Annotated in this window: 11 protein-coding genes and 1 pseudogene; 3 read left to right on the top strand and 9 right to left on the bottom strand. The window is 66.9% G+C overall.

Translation table 11 applies throughout. From position 1 onward, the window contains the following. Positions 1-227 (top strand): hypothetical protein (locus J7360_RS11780; protein WP_209033904.1); only part of this gene is annotated, 227 nt, incomplete at its 5' end. Between the two features lie 126 nt (positions 228-353). On the opposite strand, the gene rodA is transcribed toward J7360_RS11780, so the two are convergent. The 5 genes from rodA to J7360_RS11805 all read right to left on the bottom strand — a co-directional run bounded on the left by rodA (position 354) and on the right by J7360_RS11805 (position 6,535). Next, a complete protein-coding gene (rodA, locus tag J7360_RS11785; RefSeq protein ID WP_017155401.1) occupies positions 354-1,472 on the bottom strand; it encodes a rod shape-determining protein RodA in 1,119 nt (372 codons plus the stop codon). Then, entirely contained in the window at positions 1,469-3,529 is a 2,061-nt protein-coding gene (gene mrdA, locus J7360_RS11790; protein ID WP_057664020.1) for a penicillin-binding protein 2, read from the bottom strand. The genes rodA and mrdA overlap by 4 nt, the downstream gene beginning before the upstream one ends. A gap of 3 nt (positions 3,530-3,532) precedes the next feature. Continuing rightward, on the bottom strand, positions 3,533-4,018 hold the full coding sequence (mreD, locus tag J7360_RS11795) for a rod shape-determining protein MreD (protein ID WP_005911183.1): 486 nt from the start codon (positions 4,016-4,018) through the stop codon (positions 3,533-3,535). After that, complete coding sequence (gene mreC, locus J7360_RS11800) at positions 4,015-5,316, bottom strand: rod shape-determining protein MreC (protein ID WP_209028984.1); 1,302 nt, start codon at positions 5,314-5,316, stop codon at positions 4,015-4,017. The genes mreD and mreC overlap by 4 nt, the downstream gene beginning before the upstream one ends. A gap of 172 nt (positions 5,317-5,488) precedes the next feature. Beyond that, positions 5,489-6,535, bottom strand: coding sequence for a rod shape-determining protein (locus J7360_RS11805; RefSeq protein WP_003482734.1), 1,047 nt, complete (start codon positions 6,533-6,535; stop codon positions 5,489-5,491). A gap of 276 nt (positions 6,536-6,811) precedes the next feature. Here J7360_RS11805 and J7360_RS11810 point away from each other — a divergent pair, with 276 nt between their 5' ends. Further along, positions 6,812-7,744, top strand: a complete 933-nt coding sequence (locus J7360_RS11810; protein WP_003482735.1) for a carbohydrate kinase family protein — start codon at positions 6,812-6,814, stop codon at positions 7,742-7,744. A gap of 255 nt (positions 7,745-7,999) precedes the next feature. After that, positions 8,000-9,985, top strand: coding sequence for a sigma-54-dependent Fis family transcriptional regulator (locus J7360_RS11815; RefSeq protein ID WP_089113128.1), 1,986 nt, complete (start codon positions 8,000-8,002; stop codon positions 9,983-9,985). A 118-nt stretch (positions 9,986-10,103) separates the two neighbouring features. Here the strand turns inward: J7360_RS11815 and J7360_RS11820 are convergent, their stop codons facing one another. The 4 genes and pseudogenes from J7360_RS11820 to J7360_RS11835 all read right to left on the bottom strand — a co-directional run bounded on the left by J7360_RS11820 (position 10,104) and on the right by J7360_RS11835 (position 15,339). Beyond that, positions 10,104-12,488, bottom strand: coding sequence for a TonB-dependent receptor (locus J7360_RS11820; RefSeq protein WP_057664035.1), 2,385 nt, complete (start codon positions 12,486-12,488; stop codon positions 10,104-10,106). A gap of 11 nt (positions 12,489-12,499) precedes the next feature. Beyond that, positions 12,500-13,606: an S-(hydroxymethyl)glutathione dehydrogenase/class III alcohol dehydrogenase gene (locus J7360_RS11825; protein WP_057664037.1), complete on the bottom strand. Its 1,107-nt coding sequence runs from the start codon at positions 13,604-13,606 to the stop codon at positions 12,500-12,502. A gap of 102 nt (positions 13,607-13,708) precedes the next feature. Continuing rightward, a pseudogene (locus J7360_RS11830) lies at positions 13,709-14,686 on the bottom strand (beta-propeller fold lactonase family protein); the annotation flags it as partial. Beyond that, a complete protein-coding gene (locus tag J7360_RS11835) occupies positions 14,683-15,339 on the bottom strand; it encodes a c-type cytochrome (protein ID WP_057664027.1) in 657 nt (218 codons plus the stop codon). The gene J7360_RS11835 and the pseudogene J7360_RS11830, both read right to left, overlap by 4 nt. Between the last annotated feature and the right edge of the window lie 23 nt (positions 15,340-15,362).

The following is a 15,362-nucleotide window of genomic DNA, read 5'->3' on the forward strand; positions in this document are numbered from 1 at the left end:
TCGTTGTTCAGACCTTCCCTAGCAGTTTCATGGAAGAGATCACCCGAAAGAGGAATGGTGCGTGCTGCCGGAGCGACGCGACGCGACGCGGCCGTTGCTGCGATAGCGGCGTGGCGGACTCTACGGAACAGCGCCTGCGTGCGCAGAAGGCGAGCGAACCGGACGCCGTGCCAACGAAGCGGCACTGCGCCGCTGTGTCGTCGTTGCAATGGCGTGCGCAAAACTAAAGCGCAATCTGCGGCGTTTTCATCGCAACGCCGCACCCACTGCGCTTACGCTGAAAAAATGTGCGCGTCATTGCTGACGCGTGGCATTCATCGCTGCGCGCTACACGCCGCGCCAATCAACACGCGTCAGTAACCGTGCACCGGGCGATGCGACTTCACCGCCATGACCAAGCCAAGGCCGGCCAGTAGCGACACCGCCGAGGTGCCGCCGTAACTCATCAGCGGCATCGGCACGCCCACCACCGGTAGCAGGCCGGAAATCATGCCGCCGTTGACCAGCACGTAGACGAAGAACGCCAGGCCGGTGGCGCCGGCAACCAGGCGCGAATAAGTGTCGCGCGCCTGCGAGGCGATCCACAGGCAGCGGCCGATGACGATCAGGTACAAGGTCAGCACGGTGGCGACGCCGATCCAGCCGAATTCTTCGCTGAGCACCGAGAACGCAAAGTCGGTGGTCTGTTCGGGAATGAAGTTCAGGTGCGATTGCGAGCCCAGGCCCCAGCCCTTGCCGTTCAACCCGCCCGAGCCAATCGCGATCTTGGACTGGATGATGTTCCAGCCCGCGCCAAGCGCGTCGTTCTCGGGGTTGAGGAACATCATGATGCGGTCCTTCTGGTACGGCCGCAGCAGCCAGAACCACGCCACCGGCGCAGCCGCAGACACACCGCCCACACCCACGGCCACCCACCACCACGGCAGGCCGGCCAGCAGCAGCACGAACACGCCGCTGGCAGCAATCAACACACCGGTGCCGAAGTCCGGCTGCAGCATGATCAACGCGGTGGGTACGCCGATAATCACGCCGGTCACCAGCACGGTGGAAATGCGCGGCGGCAGCGGCATGCGGTGCAGATACCAGGCCGCCATCATCGGCAAGCTGATCTTGAGCAGCTCGGCCGGCTGCAGGTAGAACACTTTCAGGTCCAGCCACTGCCGGCCGTACTTACCGGTGCCCAGCGCGAAGACCGCCAGCAGCGGCAGCATCGACAAGCCGTACACCCACGGCGTCCAGGCGCGCAGGCGCAGCACCGACATGCGCGAAATACCCCACATCGCCGCCGCCCCGATGATGAAGCGGATGCCCTGCGCCAGCATCAGATGCTCGCCATTGGCAGTGCCGCCGGCGCTCTTGAGCACCGACAGGCCGATGGCCATCAGCCCCCCCAGCGCCAGGCACAGCACCCAGTCCAGGCTGCGCGTAAAGCGCGCGGCCATGTCCACCAACCAGCGCAGGATGTCGCTCAATGGTCGGTCTCCTGCACCGCGTCCGGCACATCCGGCACGACCGGTTGCGCGGGGGTGTTGGGGTCCAGCGCAACGGCGCTGTGGCCGATCACCACCGGCAGTTCGTCCAGCGTGGCAGCGGCCGCGTCGCCGGCTGCGCGCGCGTCGGTGACGCCGGCTTCGAACTGGTTGACACCTACGGCGGTCATGCCGAGCTCGCTGTCCAGCGGCTCCAGACCGGCGGGCATCTTGCCCAGCAGCCAGGCATCGAAGATCTTGCGTGCGATCGGCGCTGCCGAGCTGGTGCCGAAACCGCCGCCTTCCACCGCCACCGCCACCGCGATGACTGGATTGTCGGCCGGCGCGAAACCGACGAACAGGCCGCGGTGACGCAGGTGCAACGGCAGGCTGCGCGGGTCCACCGCCGCCACGCCCTTGCGGCTGACCACCTGCGCGGTGCCGGTCTTGCCGGCCATCTGGTACGGCGCACCCGGGGTGATCGCATAGCCGGTACCGCCGGGCCGCATGGTGTCCATCATGCCCTCGCGTACCACCTGCAGATGCGCCAGGCTCTGGCTGATCGGCTTGCCGGGCGGCTGGATCATCGGCTCCCAGGGATGATCGAAACCGGTACGCTCTTCCAGCACCAGGTGCGGGCGCAGCAGCAGGCCACTGGCGATCGCCGAGACGCCGCGCACCAGTTGCAGCGGCGTGACCTTCCAGTCGCCCTGGCCGATGGCGATGTTGACGGTGTCGCCCGGATACCAGCGCTCCTTGCGCGTCTTGTACTTGTAGGCCGGCGACGGCAGGATGCCGCCGATTTCTCCCAGCAGGTCCACCCCGGTGGGCTGGCCGAAGCCGTATTCGCCCATGTAGTGGTCGAAGCGCTCGATGCCCATGTCCACCGCCAGGCGGTAGTAATAGGTGTTGACCGATTGGGCGATCGACTTGCGCAGGTCGGTCCAGCCGTGGCCGCCGCGGTGCGAGTCGCCCCAGCCGCGGCTGACGCCGGGAAGATAGAACATGCCGGTAGACAGCACCCGGTCTTCCGGCCGGCGCAGGCCGCTATCCAGGCCGGCCAACGCGATCAGCGGCTTGAGCGTGGACCCTGGCGCCACCCCGCCGAGCACCAGCCGGTTGAACTGCGGCCGCGACGGGTTGTCGTTGAGCATCTTGAAATCGGTATGCGAGATGCCGTTGACGAACAGGTTGGGGTCGTAGCTGGGCAGGCTGACCATGCCCAGGATCTCGCCGGTGCGCGGGTCCATCGCGATCGCCGCCCCTTCGTGCTCGCCAAAGGCGGCCACCATCGCGCGCTGCAGGTCGGCGTCTACCGACAGCCGCAGATCCGCACCGGACTGCGGCGCGACCCGGCCGACGGTGCGGATGGCACGGCCCTGGACATTGGTTTCGACCTGCTCGTAACCGACTTGCCCGCGCAGATCCTGCTCGTAGTAGCGCTCCAGTCCGGATTTGCCCATGTGGGTGAGCGCAGCATTGCCCTCGCCCAGCACCGCCAGGTCTTTTTCGTCGATGCGGCCCACATAGCCGATGATGTGCGCGAACAACGGCCCGTAGGGATAACGCCGGGTCAGGTACGGCTCCAGCTCCACGCCGGGAAAGCGCCAGCGCTCCACCGCGAACCGTGCCATTTCTTCATCGCTCATGCGCAGCTTGAGCGTCACCGGCAGGAAGCTGCGGCGCGCGCGGCGCTCGCGGTTGAAGCGCTCCAGATCCTCCGGCGCGATCGGGATCACCTTGCCCAGCGCGTCCAGCATGGCGTTCATGTCGGCGACCTTGTCGGGGGTCACGTCCAGACGAAACGCCGGCACGTTTTCGGCCAGCAGCCTGCCGGTGCGGTCGTAGATCATGCCGCGCCCGGGCACCACCGGTTTGGGCTTGATGCGGTTGGCCTCCGAGCGCGTGGCGTAGACCTCGTGGTCGAGCACCTGCAATTTGAAATACCAGCCGCCCAGGCCCACCAGGCAGATCACCACCATCGCAAAGCCCAGCACCGCGCGGCGGCGGAACTGTTCGGCCTCCGCATGCGGATTCTTGGGATGACGGCGCCCGTGCATGGCTTACTTTTTGCCCCGCTTGCCCAGCCGCACCGCATCCAGCACCACGAACAACGGAGGCCACAGCGCCATGCCCAGCAGCGGCGCCCACCAGTAGCTCCAGGGCAGGGTCGGCTCGCCTACGGCCAGGTGCACCGCCGAAGACACGATGCGGTCGTTGAGCAATAGCCCACCAATGGCCAGCGCCTGCTGCGAGACCGGGAAAAAACGCATGCGCGCGCGGAAGCGCTGCAGGATGAAGGTCATGATCACCAGCCGCAGCGCCTGTTCGCCGAGCAGCCCGCCATACAGCAGGTCGGCCAGCACGCCGGCCACGAAGGCCAGGCCCAGCCCGACCCGGTCCGGCTCCTCGATCACCCAGTACGCCAGCACCAACGCCAGCCAGTAAGGCCGCAGCGGCTGCACCACCATCGGCAACGGCAGCAGGCCCAGGACCAGCGCAATGAAGATGCTCGCTGGCAGGATCCAGGTGTTGCGCATGCGGGTCATAGGTCCGTCTCCTGCGGAGAAGGACGGGATTGGGGATGGGGGATGGGGGATTGGTTAGGAGCGGTGCTCTGCGGCTGTGGGGCGTTGCGGTTGCCGGTTCCCGATCCTGCGTTCCCTGACGCCCGTGAGCCCTGCGGTGACGCGGGGCGGGAATCGGAATTCCGGATGCTGGATGTGTTCGATGCGGGCGGACGGGAGGGCATGCTGGACGGGCGGCCGGGTGCGGGTGCGCTGGCCGGCTGTGTCGGCGCAGACTGGACACGCGGCGTGGTGCCGGCTGCGCTGGCAGCACCCGATGCCGCGCCCGCCGGCGTGCGCGGTGCTGCGGTCACCGGCATGTTCGCTGGCGCGGTGACGGCGGCAGGCGCGGCATTGCCGTTGCCGTTGCCGTTGCCGTTGCCGTTGCCGTTGCCAATCCCGTCTCCCGAATCCCCAATCCCGGCCCCAGGCACTACCCGCAACGGCTTGCCGGCACGCAGCAGCAACACATCGCGGCCGCGATCGAGCTTGGCGGCCGGGGTCAGTTCGCCGACCAGGAAGGCGTGGGTATCGTCGGGATGCAACTCGGAGACCTTGCCGACCGGGAAGCCGGCCGGGAAGCGGCCGCCCAGGCCCGAGGTGACGATTTCATCGCCCACCTGCACGCCGGCACTGAGCGGGATGTCGCGCAATTCCAGGCGGTCGCCGCGCCCGTAGACGATCAGCCGCACGCCATTGCGCGCCACGCTGACCGGCACTGCGTGGTCGGGGTCGGTGAGCAGCAACACGGTGGAATGCAGCGGGGTGACTTCGATCACCTGCCCCATCAGGCCGCCGGCATCGATCACCGCCTGGCCCAGCAGCACCCCTTCGCGGCTGCCGGCGTCCAGCAGCAAGCGTTGGCGCGTGGGATCCAGATCGATGTTCAGGATCGGCGCCAGTTGCACATCCAGACCGCGACGCTCGGCCACGTTGAGCAGTTCGCGCAGTTGCGCGTTATCCAGGGCCGCGGTTTGCAACCGGGTCAGGCGCGCATTGGCGACCAGCAGTTGGTTGCGCAGATCCCGGGTCTCTTCCACCAGCTGCGCATGCGTTGCGGCGTTGTCGCGCACCTGCGAACCGATGCGTCCCGGCAGCCCGGCCACCGCCCAGATCGGCTGGATCAGCAGATTGGCCTGCATGCGCACCTGGCTCAGCCAACCACCGCGGCTATCGAGCGCAATCAGCACGATCGCCAGCACCAGATAGACCAGCAGGCGCAGCGTGGAGGTGACTTCGCCCGGACGGGAGGCGACGGGAGGACCGGCGTAGGAGGGCACTGTCAGGGCCGGGAATGGGGAGTCGGGAATAGGGAATCGGGGAGCAGGTGGCTGCCCACGCCACGGGTAAGGCGAAAACTCACATTGGCGGGACCGCGATGCAACCGCTCAGGGCCGTAGGCAGGAACCGCTCTCACGATTCCTCTTTCCCGATTCCCGATTCCCGAGCGCTTCACTCCGGCGCGAAGAACTCGTTGCCATGCATGTCCACCAGCTCCAGCGCCCGGCCGCCGCCGCGGGCCACGCAGGTGAGCGGGTCGTCGGCCACCTGTACGTGCAGGCCGGTTTCTTCGGAGATGAGCCGGTCCAGATCGCGCAGCAGCGCGCCGCCACCGGTAAGCACGATGCCGCGCTCGGCGACGTCGGCGCACAGTTCCGGCGGGGTCTGCTCCAGCGCCAGCTTCACTGCCGAGACGATGCCCGACAGCGGCTCGTGCAGCGCTTCGAGCACTTCGTTGGAATTGATCTTGATCATCTTCGGCACGCCCTCGGCGAGGTTGCGACCGGAGATTTCCATCTCCTGCACCTCGTCCTGCGGGTAGGCGCAACCGATCTGCAGCTTGATGCGCTCGGCCGTGGCCTCACCGATCAGCATGCCGTGGTTGCGGCGCACGTAATTGGTGATCGACTCGTCGAACCGGTCGCCACCCACACGCACCGACTGCGAATACACGATGCCGTTGAGCGAGATCACCGCCACTTCGGTGGTGCCGCCGCCGATGTCGATGACCATCGAACCGCGCGCCTCGGTCACCGGCATGCCGGCACCGATCGCTGCGGCCATCGGCTCTTCGATCAGATAGACATCGCGCGCACCGGCCTCTTCCGCAGATTCCTTGATGGCGCGGCGCTCGACCTGCGTGGAGCCTGCCGGCACGCACACCAGCACGCGCGGGCTGGGGCGCAGGAAGCGCGATTTGTGCACCTTCTTGATGAAGTGCTTCAGCATCGCTTCGGTGTAGGTGAAGTCGGCGATGACGCCGTCCTTCATCGGGCGAATGGTGGTGATGTGGCCGGGGGTACGGCCGAGCATCTGCTTGGCCTCCGCACCGACGGCAGCGACCGAGCGCGTGCCGCCGATCGCGCGATCCTGACGCACCGCAACCACCGACGGCTCGTTCAGCACGATGCCCTGTCCGCGCACGTAGATCAGCGTATTGGCCGTGCCCAAATCGATGGACAGGTCGTTGGAGAACATGCCGCGGAGTTTCTTGAACATCGAGGGAGTCGTTCCTGGGTAAGTCGCGTGCCCGCCGCCAGACTGGCGAAATTTTGGGCAGAAAACGAAGTCGGCTAGCCTAGCAATCCCCCCCCGGGGTGAGCAAGGAAAAATCGGCGATTTCGCCCCCGTTTTCATGTGGCGGTCACGCCGGCCATGGCATGCGGTTCTGGCTCTGATCGGCCGCAGCCGTTACCCTTTGCGCCGCGGCGCACGCGCCGTCCCGCTGCCATGCCCGGCAATTGGCGGGTTTTCCCAACGCAAAGGCCCGACTCGATGTCCGCACTGATCTGTGGTTCCCTCGCCTACGACACCATCATGGTGTTTCCGGACCAGTTCAAGAACCACATCCTGCCGGACAAGGTGCACATCCTGAATGTGTCGTTCCTGGTCCCGCGCATGCGCCGCGAGTTCGGCGGCTGCGCCGGCAACATCGCCTACAACCTGCATCTGCTCGGTGGCGCGCCGATCCCGATGGGCACCGTGGGCCAGGATTTCGGCCCGTACCGCGAACACTTCGAGACGCTGGGGATCGACCTGTCGCGGGTGAAGATCATCGACGACCTGTTTACCCCGCAGGCCTTCATCACCACCGACCACGACAACAACCAGATCACCGCCTTCCATCCGGGCGCGATGATGCGCAGCTACGAAAACCACGTGAAGGATGTGCCGGGCGTGACCCTGGGCCTGGTCGGCCCGGACGGGCGCGAAGGCATGATCCAGAACGCGGAAGAGTTCGCTGCGGCTGGCATTCCTTTCATCTTCGACCCTGGCCAGGCGATGCCGCTGTTCAACGGCCCGGAGCTGCGCCAGTTCATCGAGCAGGCACAGTACGTGGTGGTCAACGACTACGAGTCGAACCTGTTGCAGGAACGCACCGGCTGGGACGAAAAAGACATCGTCTCGCGCGTGCAGGCCTACATCACCACGCAGGGCCCGAAGGGCGCGCTGGTGCATACCCCGGAAAAAACCTACGACATCCCGCCGGCGCACGAGCGGCGCGTGGTCGACCCGACCGGCTGCGGCGACGCGTTCCGCGCTGGCCTGATCTACGGCATCCAGGGTGGCTACGACTGGTTGACGATCGGCCGCATGGGCAACCTGATGGGCGCGCTGAAAGTGGAACACCCCGGCACCCAGAACCAGCGCTTCGACTTCGCCGAATTCAACGACCAGTTCAAGCAGCAGTTCGGCTATGCGTTGTAGCCGGGAGTGGAGATTCGGGATTCGGGAGTCGTAAAGGCTGGGTCCTGGCGCCTCAAGGCCACGAGAAACCGCGCGATGGCGCGGTTTTTTCGTTTTGGCCCAGGCGAACAAGCAGCCGCCCCCAGCCGAGCCGCTTCTGCCAATCGCCAATCCCGAAACCGCATCCCCGGCGTTTGCTGCACCGCGGTTTGAGCCTCGCCCCGGTTTATGCGTCACTGCCGCTCTGGCCCCGGGTAGGGACCGAGGAAGCGCCACGTGTCGGAAGTGACTGTCGCCAACCTCCTGCAGGCCACGGCTGGGCCCTCGTCCGCTGCCGAGGCGGAATCCGCGTTGCTGGCGCGGATGCGCCGCTTCCGCCAGATCGAACCGCTACCGCCGGCGCTGGCGCGCTCGTGGCAGCGCTGCCTGGACGAATACGGACTGAGTCCGGATGCGTCCCCTTCGCCGATGGTCCACGACGGCAGCGGGCTGCGCGAGCGCCAGCAGCGGCTCGAGGAAGTGCTGCGCATCGCCAAGGTGGAGATGGAGAACCTCTACGAGCAGATCGCCGGCGGCGGCTACGCCGTGGTGTTCGCCGACGCCGAGGCGACCTTGCTGCACAGCGTGCACGACCCGGCATTGCTGCGCGAATTCCGCCAGACCGGGTTGTTCTGCGGCGCCAGCTGGGCCGAGCGCTACCAGGGCACCAATGGGATCGGCACCTGCGCGGTAGAGCGCAGCGCGCTCGGCGTGCACCGCGGCGAGCATTACCTGGCCCGGCACCTGCCGCTGTCGTGCAGCGGTGCGCCAATCCTCGACCCGCACGGGCAATTGCTGGCGGTGCTGGATGCGTCCACACCGGATGCGCGCGACACCAGGCTGGTCCAACGCCACACCAGCGCGCTGGTGCGCATGTCGGCGGCACAGATCGCGCGTTCGTACTTCCTGGCGCAGTACCGGCACGCGTGGATCCTGCGCTTCCACAGCCGCCCGGAGTTCGCCGGCCTGTTGCACGAGGCGCTGATGGCGATCGGCGCCGACGGCTGCGTGCTGGCCGTCAACGAAGCGGCTCTGGAACAGCTCGGCAAGGGCGACCGCAGCCAGCTGGTCGGGCGCGACATCTCGCAGGTGATGCAGCTTGACTTCGACACCGTGGAACAGCGTGCGCGCAACGATGCCAGCACGCTGTGGTCGATCCGCTGCGCCTGCCACGGACGCCGCTTCTTCGCCCTGGCGCAGCCGCCGCGCCGCAACGTGGTTGCTGGCGGCGCGCAGGCCACCACCGCCGACGATGGCGAGGCGGCTTACGCACGCGAACACGTCGGCTCCGATCCGCGCATGCGCCACAACCTGGACAACGCGCTGAAGCTGGCCGCGCATCGCGTGTCGATCCTACTGTGTGGCGCCACCGGCACCGGCAAGGAGGAGTTCGCCAAGGCGGTGCACCGCGGCTCGCCATGGGCGGCGCGGCCGTTCGTGGCGGTGAACTGTGCGGCGATCCCCGAGGCGCTGATCGAGAGCGAACTGTTCGGCTACGCGCGCGGCGCGTTCACCGATGCCGCGCGCGAAGGCCGCCACGGCAAGCTGCTGCAGGCCAGCGGCGGCACCTTATTCCTGGACGAGATCGGCGACATGCCGCTGCCGCTGCAGACGCGGCTGCTGCGCGTGCTGGAAGAACAGAGCGTGACCCCGCTGGGCAGCGACCGCGCAATGCCGCTGGAACTGCACGTGATCAGCGCCAGCCACCGCGACCTGGCGCAGATGGTGGCCGCCGGCGAATTCCGCGAGGACCTGTACTACCGCCTCAACGGCGTGGTGCTGCACCTGCCGCCGCTGCGCGAACGCAGCGACAAGGCCGAGCTGATCCGCACCCTGCTGCGCGAGGAAAACAGCGAGCGCAGCGTGCGCATCAGCGAAGAGGCGCTGCACAAGCTGCTCAGCTACGCCTGGCCGGGCAACTTGCGCCAATTGCGCAATGTGCTGCGCACGGCGGCCGTGCTGTGCAGTGACGAGGTGATTCGCTTGCCGAATCTGCCGCAGGAGATCGTCGACGCGGGCAGCGCACCCTGCCTGGTCGATGGGCGTGCGGTCGCGGCCGACGACATGCCTGGCCGCGTGGCATTGGACCAGGCCGAGCGGCTGGTGCTGCAGCAACAACTCGAACGCCACCGCTGGAATGTCAGCCGCACCGCCGATGCCCTGGGTATCAGTCGCAACACGCTGTACCGCAAGCTGCGCAAGCACGGGCTGGAGACCGGGTGAATCGGGAATCGGGAATCGGGAATGGATAAAAGCAGTGCGCTGACGCTCTACGATTCCCCATTCCCCATTCCCCATTCCCGATTCCCGATTCCCGATTCCCCATTCCCGATTTCCCGCTTCAAAGCGCCCAGCGCACGCCGATCAGGTACTGCCGGGGCACTCCCGGTGCGAGAAAGCGTGCCGGGCCGGTTTCCACTGGCCGATCCTGCGGACGTGCGAGTTCGCCGTCGGGAAACACGTCTTCGGCCACAGCGGCATAGGTGGCGTAGTGGCGGTCGAAGACGTTGTCGATCCGGGCGAACAGCGACACCCGCGCATTGATGGTCCAGCGCGCCTGCAGGTCGACCAGGGCATAGCCGGCGCTGCCGATGTCGAGGCGCTCAGGCGCCGGTTCGCCGGCTTCGGCATTGTCGACCTGGCCGTCTTCGTTTCCGCTCGCCACACGCCCGGAGACTGCGCGCACGCCAGCACCCACGGTCAGCGCATCGCGCTGCCATTCCACACCGAGTTTGAGGTTGTGACGCGGCAACGCAGCGATGCGCAATCCCGGCCGTAGCGCGATCACACGCTCGCCGGAGAGCAGTTCGCCGTCGCTGCGGTACGTTGCATCCAGAAAACTGTAGCCGGCCCACCACTGCCAGTCGCCGCTGCGCAGGCGCAATGCCAGATCCACACCTTGATAGCGCGTGCGGCCGACATTGTCGAAGTAACCCAGCTGCGTATCGGGTGCGCGTAGAAACAGAATGTCATCGCGGTTGTCGGCGCGGTACACCGACAGCGTGGCGGTGCGGTCGGTCGACGGCGTCCAGCGCGCGCCCAGTTCGTAGGTGCGCGAGATGATCTGCTCCAGCCGCGGATCGGCCTGCAGGCCGGTCGGCAGCCGGCACGGCTGGGTGGGATCGGCGCAGCCCAATTCGATGGCGGTCGGTGCGCGGCTGTTCTGCGCGACCGAGCCGTACAGCGTCAGCCCCGAATCGAGCCGATGGGTCAGGCCCAACGACGGATTGGCCTTGGCATAGACGAAGCGCTCGCGCGGGCGATCGCCGTCGTCGGCCGTGGACAGGATGTTGTCCACCACCACCCGATTCCAGCGCACTGCAGCGGTGAGATGGGTCGCATTGCTCAGCGCCCAGGTGTCGGCGAGGAACACGCCCAGCGTCTCGGTGCTGCCGCGTACACCGGAGAAGAAGCCGCGTTCGGCGTCGGGATCGGCAACGACCGAGCGGTCGGATTGCACCCACCCGTCGCGGGCGAACTGCCGGTAACGCACATGGCCGCGATCGAAGGTGACCCCGGCCGTGAGCGCATGCGCGCTTCGCTGCGTGCTCAGGTTGAGCGCAATACCTTGTGCTTGCTGACGCATCTGGGTGGTGTTGAGCGCGCCGGTGGGCAACGTGTCGGCATCGGTGCGGGCGACATCGCAGTCGGCATCCAGCGCGCTGCCATCGGCGGCGTACCCGGACGCGCATTCTTCGACGAACGCTTCGTAGTCTTCGCCGATATCGCCATTGACGGTGTCGCGGCGCCCTACGCGCGAATAAGCGAGAGCGTGCAACGCGGTGTCCTCATCGAAACGATGGTCCAGCTGCACGGTCAATAACGTGTTGCGATTGCGGGTGAGATCGGGCGAGGTGTACACCGAACGCCGATCGGCGCGATACAAGCCGGGCTCCGGCCCCTCGTCGGTATATCGCGTGTCCGGCAGCAGGCCATTGCCGATCAGGCGGCTGCGCCCGTGCAGCAGCGACAGGCTCCAGTCGGTCCGCTCGCCTTGCTTACCGACCTTGCCGAACACGGTGCCGAGCCGGCCCTCGGAGGCATCGCGCCAGCCGTTTTCATCGAAGCCGGTGAGCGCAACAAAGCCATGCCAGCCGTCGGCGCTCGCGACGCCGTAACCGGCATCCAGCCGCTTGCGCGCGCCGCTGCCGATGCTCACTTCGCCCTGTAATCCCGGCGCGGTCAGCCCGGACGCGGTAGACAGCACCACCGCGCCGCCCAGCGTGTTCGGCCCGAACAACGGGTTGGAACCAGGCATCAACGTCACCGCAGTGATCGCCGCTTCGGGCAGCATGTCCCAGCTGACGATATCGGCGAACGGTTCGTTGAACCGTACGCCATCCAGATACACCGACACCCCTTGCGAAGCGCCCGGCAAGGCAGAGGCGCGAAAGCCATGGAAGGTGAGATCGTTCTGGAACGCACTGCCCTGCACGTCGTTGCCGTCCACGCCGACGAAGCGCCGCTGCAGCAGATCGCTCAGGTTGTTGCTGCGCCCTCGCGACAACTCGGCATTGCTTGCCGACTGCACCATGTACGGCAATTGCGCCGCATCGATGGTGGTGCCGGGGATCGGCGTGGCGGTGACCTCGATACGGTCCAACCAGGTGACTTGCGGCGCTTCCGCTGCAACGGCCAATGCGCTGCGTGCAAGCAAGACCATGGCGCATGCGCCTGCCAATCCCTTGCGATGCAGCGTCGCTGTCCTGCATCTGCCTGCTGCCATGTGCATCTCCTTCAATACGCCACGATGGATTTGATGCCGCGCGCCGCACGCAGGTCAGTCAACGCCTGGTTGATGTCATCCAGCGCCAGCGTGCGCGTGATCAACGGCGCCAGCTGGATATCGCCGTGCAGATAGCGTTCGACGTAACCGGGTAGCTCGCTGCGGCCTTTGACGCCGCCGAAGGCGCTGCCGCGCCACACCCGCCCGGTGACCAATTGGAACGGGCGCGTGCTGATTTCCTGCGCGTCGTCGGCCATGCCCAGGATGACGCTCTCGCCCCAGCCCTTGTGGCAACACTCCAGCGCCGCCCGCATCGCGCCGACATCGCCGACGCATTCGAAACTGTGGTCGGCGCCGCCATCGGTCAGGTCCACGATCACCTGCTGGATCGGCGCACCGTAGTCGTGCGGATCCAGGCAATCGGTGGCGCCCAGCGCGCGTGCCAGTGCGAATTTCGCAGGGTCGATATCCACGGCGATGATGCGGCCGGCCTGCGCCAGCAGCGCGCCCTGTATCACCGACAATCCGATGCCGCCCAGCCCGAACACCGCCACGCAATCGCCCGGCCGCACATGCGTGCTGTTGAGCACCGCACCGACGCCGGTGGTGACCGTGCAGCCGAGCAGGCAGGCCTGCTCCAGCGGCGCATCCGGATGGATGCGTGCGACTGCAATCTCCGGCAATACGGTGTATTCGGAAAACGTGCTGGTGCCCATGTGATGCAGGATCGGCCGCCCGTGCAACGAAAACCGGCTGCTGCCGTCAGGCATCAGGCCACGTTCCTGGCTGCTGCGAATCGCCTGGCACAAATTGGTACGGCCGGAACGGCAGAACTTGCACACGCCGCATTCGGGCATGTACAGCGGAATCACGTGATCGCCAGGCCGCACGCTGGTGACGCCGATCCCGACATCTTCGACAATGCCAGCGCCCTCCTGCCCCAGGATCGCCGGAAAGCTGCCGGCATGGCCGTGCGCCAACGCATGCGCATCGCCATGGCAAATGCCGGTGGCCACCAGGCGCACCAGCACCTCGCCGGGACGCGGCGGCTGCAGGTCGACTTCTTCGATGGTCAACGGCTGGTGCGGACCCCAGGCCACCGCAGCGCGTGTCTTCATCCGGCCTCCCTGACGCGCGTCGGCCTGCCGGCCGCTCAGCGCGCGATGATCACGCCCCACGGCAGCTCGCCGACGGGGATCTGGTTGAGTTCGCGCAAGCTGGCGGTGTCGATCACGCTCACGGTGTTGGAGCGCCCATTGGCGACGTAGAGCTTGTCGCCGGTCGGCGTCAGCGCCGGATTCCACGGGCGCTGCCCAACCGGAATCTCGGCCAGCGCGCGCGGTATTAAGATCGATCACGCTGACCGTGCCGGCGCCGCCGTTGGACGCATACAGCCGCGTGCCATCGGCCGACAGCGCGACGCCGGCGGTACGCACCCCGGCGGGCAGACTGGCGCGACGCTGACGCGTCTGCAGGTCGATCACGTCCACCACGTTGGCGGTTTCCTGCGCGATGTACACGCTGCGCCCGTCGGGTGCGAACGCCATGCCGCGCGGATGCCCGCTGGTGGCCACCACACCGCGCGATCGATGGGTGGCCAGCTCGATCATGTCCATGTCGTTGGAGCCTTCATTGCTGGTGAGCAACCACTTGCCATCCGGGGTGTAGGCGCAATGCTCCGGCGCCTGCCCGCGCGTGGCGATCACCTGCTGCACGGTAAATTGCGCCACGTCGATCAGCATCACCTGATTCTGGCCTTCCACGCATACCGCGAACTGCTTGCCGTCCGGCGACAACGCGATGCCTTCGGCGTTCTCGCCGATATCAACGCTGCGCAAGACCGCGTCTTTTTCGCTATCCAGTTCGACCAATCTGTGGTGCTCGGCGTCGATCAGGTACAGATGCCCGTGCGGGCCGGGCAATAGCTGCTGCAGGCGCTTGCCGAGCTGGCCCTGCGCGCTGAGCGTGCGCACCACCGTGTCGGTGTGCGTATCGATCACCGACACGGTGCCACTGCGTTGATTGGGCACATACGCAAGCACTGGCGGCGTTGCCAGCGCCGGTGTTGCGTTGCCGCCCGCCGCAGGTGCGGTGGTGGAGGCCGGTGTGACGGCATCGCGCTGGCAGCCCGCCAGCAGCAACGCACCCAGCATCCCTGCTGCACACATGCGCGACCAGCAAGCAGACGCTGACCTCATTGCGCCTTGCCCGCGGTCTTGTTGATCGAGTGGATGAAAGCGAGCAACTTTTCGGTATCGCCGGGCTTGAGTACCGGTGCGAACGGGGGCATCTGCCCAACCACCTTTTCGTGCCCGATACGGGTCTTGCCGTGGGTGATCATGGCCGCGGTGCCTTCGCTGATCAGCGTGCGCAAGGTGTCGTCGTCGCTGCCATACACCCAGATGTCGTTGGTCAACGGCGGGCACATGCCACCGCCACCGGTACCGCCGTGACAGGCATTGCAGCCGGCCGAAAAATAGATCTTCTTGCCTTCGGCGACCAGCTCGGGCGTGACCTTGACCTCCGGTCCCTTGGGAATCGGCACGATCGTGGCGGGTGGCGCGGCCGGCGTTGCCGGATCCGGGGCTGGCCCCGCTGCGGGGTTGGGCATTGCTGCGGGTGCAGCTGCAGTTGCGGCCGCAGGCGCTGCGCTGCCGGCGACTGGCGCTGGCGCTGGCGCCGGTGCGCTGGCGGCCGCCGGTGGCGGGGGCGGCGGTGCGTCCTTGCCGCATGCCGCCAGCACGACGCTGAACATCAACGCGCACAGCGGTGCGCGGACAGGACGATCGAAGCAACTCTTGGTGGACGTGCGCATGAACGAACCTTTCTGATCGGAGGGAACACCGCGCACCCCGTGCACGCGGCGGGTGACGC

The sequence above is a fragment of the Xanthomonas sp. D-99 genome, assembly GCF_017746145.1.
GTDB lineage: Bacteria > Pseudomonadota > Gammaproteobacteria > Xanthomonadales > Xanthomonadaceae > Xanthomonas > Xanthomonas cissicola.